We start from the raw sequence: 12775 nt of genomic DNA on the forward strand, positions 1-12775 counted from the left end.
CACCCTCGCCACCGGCGGCGACGACGACACCGTACGACTGTGGAACATGGCCACCGGAAAGAGCCGCAACACCCTGACCGACCACACCGACACGGTGAATTCCGTGGCCTTCAGCCCCGACAGGCACACCCTCGCCACCGGCAGCGGCGACAACACCGTACGACTGCGGGATGCGGCAACAGGAAAGACCCGCACCACCCTGACCGACCACACCGACACGGTGAATTCCGTGGCCTTCAGCCCCGACGGACACACCCTCGCCACCGGCAGCAAAGACAACACCGTACGACTGTGGAACATGGCCACCGGAAAGAGCCGCAACACCCTGACCGACCACACCGGACCGGTGTGGTCGGTGGCATTCAGCCCGGACGGACACACCCTCGCCATCGGCAGCGGCGACAACACCGTACGACTGTGGGACGTGGCCACCGGAAAGAGCCGCAACACCCTGACAGGCCACACCGGACAGGTGTGGTCGGTGGCATTCAGCCCGGACGGACACACCCTCGCCACCGGCAGCGGCGACAACACCGTCCGGCTGTGGGACGTGGCCACCGGAAAGAGCCGCACCACCCTGACCGGCCACACCGACACCGTGAATTCCGTGGCGTACAGCCCCGACGGACACACCCTCGCCACCGGCAGCAAAGACAACACCGTACGACTGTGGAATGCGGCCACCGGGGGGAACCGCGCGACCCTGACCCAGGCTGACGCGGTGTGGTCGGTGGCGTTCAGCCCCGACGGGCGCACTCTTGCCACCGGCAGCAACGATGACACCGTACGACTGTGGGACGTGGCCACCGGAAAGAGCCGCACCACCCTGACCGGCCACACCGGACCGGTGTGGTCGGTGGCGTTCAGCCCGGACGGACGCACTCTCGCCACCGGCAGCAAGGACAACACCGTACGACTGTGGGACGCCGCACTCCTTGGACCTACTGCAGCAATCCAAAGGATTTGCCGGGCCGTCAACCGTGACCTCACACCACAGGAACGGACGGCATACCTGCCAGGCCATTCAGTCGGCCTCGTGTGCCCCACCAGCTGAAGCTGTCAGCGGTCAGATAATTCCCCACGATCCGCATGATCAGCGTCAGGTAATTCACCACCCTCGCAGTCACGGTTCCCCACTGGGGCGCTGACCATTCTCGAACTGGCCTGGTGTTCCCTGTTCCGTGCGGTTTGAGCTGCTATTGGATCTTCCTTGTGAATCGGTCGGGTTCCCCATGGGCATGCCGGTGCCGGGTTGAGGGTCGTGTCCTCTCGGAGTCGTCGCGATCCCTTGACCTGCGAGCCGAGAGGCGGTCCTTGATCACCACCAGTAGCAGGGCGCCCAGCGACTGGTATCCGCTCTTTCCCAACCCGGTCAGGACGACGACCACACCTACCGGGGCACCAAGATCTCCCGCGAGTTCTGGAAAGTCATCGCCTACGCCGAGCAAGGAGAGCTCAAAGCCAAGGCGTTCCTCTTCACACAGAACCTGGACCAGCTCGAAGCCCTCGACCTCGCCGAGTTCCGCGTCTTTCAGGTCACCCTCGACGAAATCGAGGAACGCGCCCACATCCACTTCCGCACCGCCCTCCACAAGGGCGGCAAACTGCTCGTACCCGAAGCGGCAGCCGACCGAGCACCCCTGGAGAACCTGAGCGACATCAACTGGGACTGACTCCCGCCGCCCCGCCGGGAGCAGCTACCAATCCACCTCGGCGTGCCTCACCCGACATCGTCGACGGGGCACGCCCAGGTAAAGGCTCCCCCTACAACGACGCGACCCGCGCCCTGCGCCCCCGGTACCCGACGCCCTCGACGCTGCGTCCCGCTCTGCGGCGCGCCCAAACCGCCGATCGAGGCGGACAAACGACTCTTGTATCGGGCCTCGTTCGCCGCACCGTACCGCACGGCTCGGGGGACGATTGTGCCTCCGGCCGGGTGGTTGGCGGCCATCGACGCGTGAGTGGGCCGAGACCAAACACCGGACGTGATTACTGTGTGTACATGATCGTTGTCGAGGAGACCCGTCTCGCCCTGGTCCTCAACGGCGGCGTCAGCCTGGCCGTCTGGATGGGGGGTGTGACGCACGAACTGGACCTGCTGCGGCGAGCGTCGCGCAGCCTCCAGTCCGGGCTGCGCGAGTCCGTCGATCCGTCCGGCCAAGCGTGCTTCGAGCTGTGGCAGAAGGTCATGCGTGAGGCCCACACACGCGTCATTGTCGACGTCATTGCAGGCACGTCCGCGGGCGGGCTGAACGGCTCGCTGCTCGCCGCTGCCATCGGCCGGGGCACCGCTCTGCCCAACCTGCGGGACACCTGGCAGACGGCAGCCGCACTCACCGACGACCGGCTGCTGAAGAAGCCGCCTTACAACAGCCTGCTGGACGGACAGTATTTCGAGGACGAGGTCGGCAGGATCCTGGGCGGGATGTGCGGCAGCGAGCGAGAGGCCCAGCCGGTGACCCTGTTCGTCACCGCAACCGCGCTCGACGGACTGCCGGAGTACCTGCAGGACAGTTTCGGTGGCCGGTTTCAGGTCGCCGACCATCGCCGCATCTACAAGTTCCAGCACGCCCCGGACACCGTCGTCTTTCGCAAGACCGGAGCCGAGTGCGATAAGTGGGAGACGCAGGACGCCGGCCGCAGAGACTTCCTCGACGACACCATCCTGGACCGGCTACGGCTGGCGGCACGTGCCTCGGCCGGCTTCCCGGTGGCCTTCGCGCCCGTGGACGAATCACCCCTGCTGCAGCAGCGGGTACGGCCCGCACCGGAGATCCCGAGCAGGGGCCGGGACCGGGCCAGTTGGATCGTCGACGGCGGGGTGCTCAACAACGCTCCCTTCGGACCCGTCCTGGACGCCATCGCCGATCGGCACGTGAACGGACCCGTCCGGCGGGTCGTGGTCTACGTCGTGCCCTCCAGCGGCGTCACCGACCCGCACGGGGAGGACCGACCGCCGTGCAAGGCGACCGAATGGCCGTCGGTCCTCGGCACAGCCATCACCTACCCACGGGAGGCCGACTTCCGCACGGGGACCGCTGAGCTGCAGGCGCGGATGAACCGTGAGTCGTTCGACCGTCAACTGGACCTCTTCCGCTGCCAGATCGAGGCAGAAGGAAGGAACGCCTGCAAGGCCCGCAAGGGACAGAGTCCCGGGGACCAGCGCACGGCGCAGCCCGACCCCGGCACGGGCTGGTGGGCGACTCGGGTCAAGCCCCGCCGCCAGGGCGAGACGCAGCTAGATGCCAGGCAGCTGTGTGGCCTGGCCAAGTCGCTCTTCATCCAGTACCGCAGGAGCCGGATCAGGAGCGCGCTGTGGAAAGTACGGCAGTTGCGTGAGGAAGGACGCGGCGTACGGTCCCTGGCGCACATCCGGCGCGAGGATATCGACGCGGTCCTCCGAGACGGTCCCTCGCACCTCTGGATGCCTGACTCCCATCAAGCCCTGACATCCCCGAATTACGAAGAGTGGGTGTGGGGCGGCAGCGTGGCGGAACGCCTCGCCTGGACCCTGGTCGGCGACATCGAACGACGGCTCAGGGACACTGCCACCGGAGAGAACTCCCCTGCGTGCGCGCCGAACGGCGAGGAGGCCGACGGACTCCGAAACCGGCAGGAGGCCCTCACCAAAGGTCTGCACGATCTGAGTGACTGCGTCCGGGCCATCCGAGCCGTCCAAGACACTGTCTTCGGCCTGATCCGCAACGTAGCCGAGGCCGGCGGTGATCCGGCCAGACGCCTCGACCCCGAACAAGGGCCCGCCGCTTTGCTCAACGCCGTCTACAAGGATCTCGGCCTCGCGAAGGTCCTGGGCAAGCAGGTGGGAGACGCCATCAGGGCGTACGACACTGCGCTCCACGCGGTACACGGCGACCGCCGTCCGGTCTCACCCGAACAGGCAAGGAAGACGCTGCGCTGCTGTCTCGTCGCCGAAGTGGTGGCTCGGGCATGCGCGTCACCGGAAGAACTGACCGAGCACACACCGCAGTTCGAATTCCTCCGGCTCGGCCCGGACGACCACAGTCCCCTCTTCCCGCAGGACACATACGCCCCGCTCAGCGACCGCAAGCTCTACGGCATCCGGCTGAACCACTTCGGCGCGTTCGTCAAGCCCGAGTGGCGTGCCTCCGACTTCACCTGGGGACGACTCGACGCCTCCCACCACCTGCTGCGGCTGTTCATCGCCGACCACCAGGAACGGCTGCACATGGAAACCAAGCTGCACCAGGCCATCCTCGAGGCCGAGATCGGCGAGGAGCAGATGCGCCGCAACCTCAAGGAACTGGCCGAACCCGACGACTCCCGCCTGTTCACACGCTACCTGGCCACCAAGAACGGACGGAACACGTTCAGCAGGATCGTGGAAGGGGCGCTCGGCATGCTGCTGAGCAAGGGGGCCCAGGCCGACAGCGTCTGGGCCCAGGCGGGAAAGACCATGTCCTGGCGAAGCTTCGGCCGCCCAGTCAAACTCAGACCCTTCAAAACCTCTCCGCGGCAGTGGGAACCGTGGCTCAATCAGCGGCTATGGCCCTCACGACTACTCTTCTTCCCGGTGCGCTGGTTCTGGTGGCGGCGCATCGGAAAGAACCCCAAGCAAGCCATGGGCACCACCATGTGGTCGGCCATTTTTGCCCTCGCCTCAGTCATCCTCATCCCCTTCGGCATCGCCAAGCTCCTCGACTCCCTCACGAACGACGAGTGGAACTGGAAAATCCTGCTGCTCGCAGGCCCGGCCTGCATGGTCGTACTCCTCGGCCTCGAATACACCCTCACCGCCCTCGACTACAGACTCATCCATGCCCGCCAACGCAAAGTCGAGCAGCCCACGCGATAGTCCGCCCCGACGTCCAATCACGCCGGTATCCGGACCTCCTGGCGGTGACCGGACGGCTGCAGAAACAGCGCCCGGAGCAACTGCCTCTCAGCCTCCGTGTATCTGCTGTTCAAGAGCCCCAGATTTGCCTTGTACTGCTCCCCGGGGCCGTGATCGAGGCGTGGTCAACCTGCGGGATTCACGGCTTGCAGCGGTAGATCCCTTCGCATGACGCGAGTGCAACTGACGGACGAGGAGTGGGGTTCATTGAGCCCTACCTGCCGATCGGCGAGTACCTTCTCGGAACCGCCACCCAGCCCGGTTCCATCCGTGAACTGGCCCAGCACATGGGCTGCGACCCGTCCAACCTCACGGGCGTGGTGCAGCGTCCGACTACCGCACACTGCATAGATGAGGTCTTCAAGCAAAGCGCTTGAGGTCCTCATCTATCTGGGTGGATGAACATCACAGTCGGGGGCAACCCAGCACCCGTCCCTGCCGGCGATGCGTCCTCGATCAGCGTCCCTGGGCGACGGTGCCGCAGCTGCTGCAGGCCACCCATCGCTGCTGGCAGCAGTCGCACCAGGGCTGGCCTTCGCTCCGTTCCACGAGGCGTTGACGAGCTCCGATTGGCCGAGACCGGACAGTTCGCGATCTTCCCGTGGCTCCCGCCGTCCACTTCGACGGCGACACTGTCTCCATCACGTACGGCACCTCGCCGGTCGTCCTGCCCGCGCCGTTGGCCAGCCTGGTCCGCGAGCTCGTCGCAACCCGCCGGGGCAAGGCCCAGATCGGCACTCCGAAGGACGTTCCCTGGCTGTTCCCGGGAGGACATCCAGGGCGCCCCCTCACCGACAGCCAGATCGGCATCCGTCTCCATAAGATCGGGATCCGACCGAAACAGGATCGCTCCACCGCACTGTTCACTCTCGCGATCGAACTCCCCGCCGCGATCCTCGCCCGGATGCTCGGTGTCCACATCAAGGTCGCCGTCCAGTGGCAGCAGGCATCCGCGGGGGGACCGGGCCGCCCACGCTGCCGACGTCAGTCGACGGGCGCGGCCGACATGACACTCGTGGAGGGCCAGTCCAGAACAGTCAGCTCGGGCCATTGCTCTCGCCACCGCGCTGCCTTGGTCTCATAGACCGCCCGTGGAGCGAGCACCGGGTTCGGCCGGACAACGAGGTTGAACACGTCCGACAGGCCGTGCGGCGCATACACGGGCCACTGGCCGTCCGCCTCCACACGTATGCCGAGGCAGCAAGTCGTCGCGGCGAAACTGTCGATCGCCGCCTCAGTGGAGTCATACGGCGGACACGGGACACCGAACTTGTCCTGATACCAGAGGTGAACTCGCGCTTCGTTGCGGATCTCTACCTCCGCGGGCAGGCCAGCGAAGACTTTTCGTCCGGTCTTGATCACCGTGTCTTCGCCCTCCCAGGACAGGTCGCCGCTGTCAAAGTAGAAGAGGTCGTAGTCCTTGATGCCGTTCGTCGGCGGCCTGCCCGTGACGACGTTCCACACGGTCTGGAACAGGCAGCCGGCCGTCACATACCACCCGGGCAGCTCCAGCGTCGCAGCCCGCGACAGGACCTCCGTCAACATGTCGTTACGGGACAGCGCCACGCGAAGGGACTCAAGTTGCTGGTCGAGAGGGAGTCGGCTGATCATCAGCCCTGCGTACCACAGCTCGCCCGCCGGACGAGCCAGCTCTGCCTCAAGGACCCCTCGGTGAGGGCGAGCGACGCCCGCCCTCACCGACTCCGAAACATCGCTAGGACTCCAAAGACGTGTACTTCGGGCTTGATTTCCGGGCCGGAGCCTCAGCTCTTGGTCAGGGTGCGGCCGAGAAGGGGCATCAGGCGGTCCCAGTGAAGCTGCAGTGCGGCGGGGTTGAAGGCATCGGTGTCGGACATGGTGAAGCCGTGGACGGTGCCGGGGTAGATCTCGGAGGTGTAGCCGACACCCGCCGCGTCCAGGGCCTGGTTGAGCTCGCCGAGGGCCTCGGGCGTCAAGTCGCTCTCGGCGTGGCCGAAGTGGACCTCGGCGGTGAGCTTGGAGAGGCTGTCGGGTCCGTCGACTCCCACCGGGCCGTGGAATGCGGCGAGGGCGGCTACCTGGCCGGGGTGGGCGGCGGCGGTGCGCGTCGCGAGGAGGCCGCCGATGCAGTAGCCGGTCACCGCGACCGGTCCGGCGGCGACCTCGGGCTGAGTGGTGAGGAGCTTGAGATAGGCGTCGGCGTCGCTCAGGACACGTTCGGCGGTGTGCGCCTCGATCAAGGGCATCAGCTGGGCGAAGACCGCGGGCCGCACCTCTTCTCCGATGTGCTCGGGAAGTTCGATCACCGGTGCCGGTCCGTTCCGGTAGAGGAAGTTGGGGACGAGCACGTAGTACCCGTGCCCGGCCAGTTCGCGGGCCATCTCCCGCAGCACGGGCCGGATGCCGAAGCCGTCCGCGTACATCAGCACCCCCGGGTGCCGCTCGCCACCGTCGGGGAAGGTGGCGAAGGCGTCGGCCTGGCCGTCCGCGGTGGGAATGTGCAGCATCTTGCTGAGCATGCGTTCTCCTGTCGTGGTTGACGTGTCGAGCTGTGATCAACACAACAGGAGGCGGAGCCCGCGCAGCAGCGCCAGATCCTCCATCCAACAGCGGGCCGGCACCGGCCCGTACGGCGCTCAGAGGAGCGCCGGGTCACCAATCCGTGTGTGGCGCAATGCCGTCCCGGTAGTCATCGCGGCACAACGTAGCCCACCGGACAGGATCGAGGCCAGCATTCCCAGTCCACAGCGCTGTTCGCGAGAATAATCTTGCGTCTGCACGGTCCTCGCCACACGTCGAAGGCTCTGCTCGATTTCTGAGCCGGGCAAACGCTGGGCGTAGCTGATCCCTGCCAGATCTTGGTGGCGCCGCTGGTGGTGGGGCGGCCACTGCCCCGTGCTCGATGTGTGGGAGCCTGGCCGCGAGCGAAGGCTGGCACACACGACTGGACGGCGAGGACGACAGCTTCACCGTGGCGTGAAGTTGCTGGGTCAGTTCCGTCGCGCGCTCTTCAAGTTGACGGAGTGTTGCTTCGGTCCGCTTGACAGCGGTCTGAACCTCTTGGTGTTCCTCCTCTCGTTGGCGGACCTGTTGTTCGGCCGCTTGTGCCTCGCACTGGGCCTGGGCGCCTCCTGCCCCCTTCGTCTTCAAGGCGCTTCCCGCGAGGGGCGTGGTATTGGTGCCGTCCGGGCGGCCTGGCTTCGGCGGTGTCTTGCGTCCACGTGCTCTGGGGGGTGCAGGGGCTGAGCGGGCGGTTGTGCTGGCGACGGCGGCGGCCACAGTGCATCCGACGGGAGCAGCGAGGGCTTTGACCTTGCGCTGCGTGGCCTCACCGAGGGGATGTCCAGCCTCGCCCCACGGGCTATCATCGGCCACTCCGGGGTGATGGTCAGGATGCGCGCGATGCGGATCAGGATCTCCCCGGGCGGGGTCAGTTCGTTCTTCTCCACTCGGCATACCCAGGCCGCGGAGTAGCCGATCGTCGCGCCTAACTGGGCCTGGGTCATCCGGGGTCGGCGGGCGTTGCGCCGGCTGCGGATGAGCACCCCCAAGTCCACTGCAACCACGGGCAGAACCACGGGATGCGGCGGTAGGGCGTGGATGCTCATCAAGCCTCCTGGACATGCCCTGCGTGGGGATGTTCACGGTATCCGTCAGGGCCGGGGCAGGCTGGTCGTCTTTGCTGAACTTGCGGATTCTGCAAGTCGCTTGAGGATGTTCCCGGCCTTGTATCGGAGTGGTCTGTCGGGGCGGTTTTCTGAGAGCAGCCGGCCATTGTGAGCAGGACGATTCGTCTCAGGAGGTTCCTGATGCCGCACACCACCACCCAGTCCTCGGAGCTGGGCAGCGGGCTGGTCCGTGCCCTCCGTCAGATCAACGCCGCCCGGGCCCGAGGGGCAGCGCCGCCCGCCGCGACCGCATCCTGGCCCACCTGCGTGCTGCCGGCCTCGGCGCCCTGGCCGACCTGGGCTTTCTCGGCCTGGCCGACGACGGGGACGATCCCGTGGTGGTCACCGGCTTCAAGGCCACCCGCGCCCGCAGGCTCGCATCCGCGAGACGGAGACCAACCGGGTCCTGGCCGCCGGACGCGTCCCCGTCGAACGCTTCTTTGCCCACTGAAGAACTGGCGGATCCTCACCAAGCTCCGTACCGACCCCGCCCGCGCCACCCACCTGTTTCGCGCGCTGCTCGTCCTGACGAACATCGAGGGGGCGACGTGAGCAAGCCGATTGCCGGATGGATCACGGGCCGCAACCTGCGCGCCTTCCTGGAGCTGCTGTCCCACTACGCCGATTACGCCTTCGCCGAGACCGACTGGGACACCATCGAGCTCGGTGTCCGGGACACCGACGATGAGAGGCCCGACGGCTGGTACTCGTATCCGCTGGTCGGCGCAAGCGCCACCCTGGAGGTCAGTCTCGCCCAGTCCGTCGGCAGCGAAGTGATGTCCGTCAGCGTCACCGGAGCCGAGACACCCGAACTCCAGCTGCGGACAGATACCCTGCTGGCCGCATTTGCCACCATCTGACCGCTGTCGTGTTCGACCGAGCCGCCCACACCGCGTGGCCGCTTGACGAGCTGGAACCCTGAGGTGTCTCTTCAACCGCATGATCGGACAGCTCTACCACTGCCTCCAGAAGCGAGAGCTCTTCGACGAGGAGTCCGCGTTCGCTTCGCCGTCACTGACCGAGGCGGCGGCAGCCTGACCAGCGAAGACGCCTTGCCCGCGGTGACGAAGGCAGCCGATCATTCGCCCATGAGACCCGAAGTGCAGACGTTCGTCGCCGACGGCCCGCTTCCTGACTGGGACGCGAGCGAAGAAGAGATCGACAGGCGTGACCAACAGCTCCGCGCGATCCAAGGGCCGGTCACGGGAGAGGAAGCGAAGGCGCTCGTCTCCTGCTTCGGCCCGGACGACTGCTACGGCGTCGCCTGGACACTCCTGCACCTCATCGAGACCGGCCCGAACCCCGTCCTGACCACCGGCCCCGGACCCGACGCCAACGAGTGGCACCAGCGGCTCTACGGCCGCGCCGTGAACGGAGGGCTCATCCCGCGAATTTGACGGCATAGCAACGTGAGGTGTCTTCGCAGTCGGCAACGGTATCCGCTCCAGCTCTTCGTCCGTGACCTCGACCAGCGTGTCCCTGGAGACCTCGTACCCTTGCCGATCTCGCCCGCGGACACCTCGCGGTCCTCCGCCTCGCAGAACTTGCGCACCCGCACCCCGGCCCAGATCCTCCGTATGGACCTGATGGAAACGGACCGAACGGTCCTCGGTGGCGCTCATCAGCTTCACCGGAATGGTCACCAAGCCAAAGGAAATGGCTCCGCTCCACAGCGGTCGGGGCATCACAGACCTCCACGACAACCCCGAGCCCCTCCAGCTGTAGGACCTCAAATTTCGTGTCGGAATCTCACGGCCGGTGCCGGATGGGAGTCGGGTCCGACGTGGCGCTGAGACATGCAGGGCGCGCCTGCATCTCGTTCGCGTTGAAACACCGACGCCCGGAAGACCAAACGGCCGCGCCGGGAACAGTCGGACCGGCCGGCAAGGTTGCATCGACCGAGGGACCGGCGCCGCACGGGCGGGGAACACGGAGACAACAAGGTCGTCCGCCCCACCAGGATCCGGGCCCCGGGATCGCGGTACGCCCGCCGCGCACTCGGACCACGACGTATTTCTGCAGGAGGACTGTTTCATGACTGACCGGCCCTTGACGCTCATGGCAGTACACGCCCACCCCGACGACGAGGCCACCGGAACCGGAGGGGTCCTCGCGCGGTACGCGGCGGAAGGCATCCGCACGGTTCTCGTGACGTGTACCGACGGCGGTTGCGGTGACGGACCGGGGGGTGTCAAGCCGGGCGATCCCGGGCACGATCCGGCGGCGGTCGCCTTGATGCGCCGTCAAGAACTTGAGGCGAGCTGTGACGTCCTGAAGGTCAGCGATCTGGAGATGCTGGACTATGCCGACTCCGGGATGACGGGCTGGCCGAGCAACGACGCCCCCGGATCCTTCTGGCAGACCCCCGTGCAGGAAGGCGCGGCCCGACTCGCGGAACTCATGCGGCACTACCGACCTGATGTGGTCGTCACCTACGACGAGAACGGCTTCTACGGCCACCCCGACCACATCCAGGCCCACCGCATCACGATGGCGGCGCTGGAGATGACCGAGCTGACACCGAAGGTGTACTGGACGACGATGCCCCGCTCGATGATGCAGCGGTTCGGCGAGGTCATGCGCGAGTTTCATGAGGACATGCCGGAGCCGGATCCTGCCGAGGCCGCCGCGATGGCCGAGATCGGCCTCCCCGACGATGAGATCAGCACGTGGGTGGACACCACCGCGTTCAGCGGTCAGAAGTTCGACGCGTTGGCCGCGCACGCCAGTCAGGGCGAGAACATCTTCTTCCTCAAGATGGGCAAGGAGAGGTTCGGCGAGTTGATGGGCATGGAGACCTTCGTACGTGTCCAGGACGCCACCGGCGCGGCCATACCCGAGAACGATCTCTTCGCCGGACTGCGCTGATCCGCCCGCCCGACCGGCCGGGAAAGCGCATCGACCGCGCGGCGCGATCGAGCGGGTCACACACCCGGAGGCTTGTCCACGCGAGTTCCGCTCCGGCAGCCCGCGTCCAGGCCCTACCCGAGGGCGTCGACGCGTGCCCGCGCTTCCGACCCGACACCGCGCTCGTCCCCCAACCACCCCGCAACCGCACAGGTGGGAGACCTGCGGGCTGCTGAGTCGGAAGGTGCGCGACAACCCAGGTCACAAGCCCGGCGGTCTGCTCCGATCAGGACAGACCGCCGAGGAAGCGACACGAAGCTGAGGCTCCGATGTCCGACACGCCGTGAGGCAACGGAAGAAGCAGCAGGTCACGAGGGCGGTCTCCGACACCAACCGATAGACCCTACAACCAGCCTAGGAGCCCCCAGAGCGGCCCGCTCCCCGACGACACCGACGCGCATCACCGCCGACACCGCCGCAGGCTGGACGGGTGGACTGGCCCATCTCCGTCGCCCTCGCCCAGCCCGTACCGGACTCCCCACCGGCACGGACTGGGGCTACGAGGTGAAGTTATGGACAGGGTTTGGACGTGTCCGTTTGTCCACGTCCGAATGCGTGTTGGGTGACTGACTTTGTTCGCGAGTAGTGCCGTCAGTTGTTCACGGCCTTGGGAGACACCCGGATCCACGGTCAGGTGATGGTCACGAGTTTTGACAGCACTGGGGTACTTGCCAGGGCGGCATCGGGGTGCTCCTGCTGGAAGGTCCTGGGACTCGCAGCTGACGCCCGTTGGCGTCCGTGCGGCGGTCTCCATCGCCCAGGCGCTGCGGGCCCAGATACCGGACGGTGCCGGGATGGAGCTGTTCTCCTCGGATCTGCGGCGCACCCCGCGGACGGCCGAGGAAGTAGCCGAGCTGTTCGGCGTAAAGCCGATCCTGGATCGGGGACTGCGGGAGAAGTCCTACGGAGAGGCGGGGGGAAAGCCGCAGGAGTGGCTGGACCGGCGCTTCGTCCCACCGCCGGCCGTCGGGGAGCGAATGGACCACGACGAGGGCGTGGAGGGTGCAGAGACCAAGGCGGCGTGGGCGCAGCGCATCTACGCGGCCACGGACGAGATCCTGCAGAACCCTTGCGAACACCAGATCATCGTGACGCACGGCGGCTCCCTGACGTTCGTCGTGGCGTCCTGGATCAAGATGCCGATCGAGTCGGCAGGCTATGCCAGTTTCCGGGCCCCGTCCGGCGGCATCACCACGCTGCGCGAAGACGACTTCTTCCACAACCGCCAAGTCGTCAGGCTCGGTGACACCCATCATCTCGCCTTGGCCCAAGCCGGCTGACCTCAACCTGGCCCGCTTCGACGGCCCGCCGCCCCGCGGGCGGCGGGCCGTCCCATGCACTGACATCT

General features: G+C 66.7%; 11 protein-coding genes and 1 pseudogene. 8 read left to right on the plus strand and 4 right to left on the minus strand.

What is annotated here, in order from left to right:
* From ACFVWD_RS55075 to ACFVWD_RS55090, 4 genes are all read left to right on the plus strand, one after another.
* On the plus strand, positions 1–1054 hold a 1054-nt coding region (locus ACFVWD_RS55075; RefSeq protein ID WP_389606458.1), incomplete at its 5' end, for a WD40 repeat domain-containing protein.
* Positions 1055–1430: 376 nt separating this feature from the next.
* Positions 1431–1673: a hypothetical protein gene (locus ACFVWD_RS55080; RefSeq protein WP_389606475.1), complete on the plus strand. Its 243-nt coding sequence runs from the start codon at positions 1431–1433 to the stop codon at positions 1671–1673.
* Positions 1674–2002: 329 nt separating this feature from the next.
* Positions 2003–4834, plus strand: coding sequence for a patatin-like protein (locus ACFVWD_RS55085; protein WP_389606460.1), 2832 nt, complete (start codon positions 2003–2005; stop codon positions 4832–4834).
* A gap of 236 nt (positions 4835–5070) precedes the next feature.
* The gene (locus ACFVWD_RS55090; protein WP_389606461.1) at positions 5071–5250 is read left to right on the plus strand and encodes a hypothetical protein; all 180 of its coding nucleotides are present in this window, start codon (positions 5071–5073) and stop codon (positions 5248–5250) included.
* Between the two features lie 607 nt (positions 5251–5857).
* On the opposite strand, the gene ACFVWD_RS55095 is transcribed toward ACFVWD_RS55090, so the two are convergent.
* The 3 genes from ACFVWD_RS55095 to ACFVWD_RS55105 form a co-directional block, all read right to left on the minus strand.
* On the minus strand, positions 5858–6484 hold the full coding sequence (locus tag ACFVWD_RS55095) for a nucleotidyltransferase family protein (protein ID WP_389606463.1): 627 nt from the start codon (positions 6482–6484) through the stop codon (positions 5858–5860).
* Between the two features lie 152 nt (positions 6485–6636).
* The gene (locus ACFVWD_RS55100; protein WP_389606465.1) at positions 6637–7371 is read right to left on the minus strand and encodes a dienelactone hydrolase family protein; all 735 of its coding nucleotides are present in this window, start codon (positions 7369–7371) and stop codon (positions 6637–6639) included.
* Between the two features lie 627 nt (positions 7372–7998).
* Positions 7999–8460 (minus strand): multiprotein-bridging factor 1 family protein, encoded by a 462-nt coding sequence (locus tag ACFVWD_RS55105; RefSeq protein ID WP_389606467.1) that lies wholly within the window; start codon positions 8458–8460, stop codon positions 7999–8001.
* Between the two features lie 608 nt (positions 8461–9068).
* On the opposite strand from ACFVWD_RS55105, the gene ACFVWD_RS55110 reads away from it, so the two are divergent.
* Positions 9069–9380 (plus strand): hypothetical protein, encoded by a 312-nt coding sequence (locus ACFVWD_RS55110; RefSeq protein WP_389606469.1) that lies wholly within the window; start codon positions 9069–9071, stop codon positions 9378–9380.
* 228 nt (positions 9381–9608) lie between these two features.
* A complete protein-coding gene (locus ACFVWD_RS55115; RefSeq protein WP_389606470.1) occupies positions 9609–9917 on the plus strand; it encodes a hypothetical protein in 309 nt (102 codons plus the stop codon).
* Between the two features lie 36 nt (positions 9918–9953).
* Here ACFVWD_RS55115 and ACFVWD_RS55120 read toward each other — a convergent pair.
* Positions 9954–10655 (minus strand): annotated as a pseudogene (locus ACFVWD_RS55120) (hypothetical protein); the annotation flags it as partial.
* Between ACFVWD_RS55120 and ACFVWD_RS55125 the strand changes: the two are divergent.
* A complete protein-coding gene (locus ACFVWD_RS55125; protein ID WP_389606472.1) occupies positions 10555–11388 on the plus strand; it encodes a PIG-L family deacetylase in 834 nt (277 codons plus the stop codon). The pseudogene ACFVWD_RS55120 and the gene ACFVWD_RS55125 sit on opposite strands and share 101 nt — an antisense overlap.
* A gap of 707 nt (positions 11389–12095) precedes the next feature.
* Positions 12096–12707: a histidine phosphatase family protein gene (locus ACFVWD_RS55130; protein ID WP_389606473.1), complete on the plus strand. Its 612-nt coding sequence runs from the start codon at positions 12096–12098 to the stop codon at positions 12705–12707.
* Positions 12708–12775: the final 68 nt, after the last annotated feature.

Source organism: Streptomyces sp. NPDC058086, assembly GCF_042885015.1.
GTDB lineage: Bacteria > Actinomycetota > Actinomycetes > Streptomycetales > Streptomycetaceae > Streptomyces.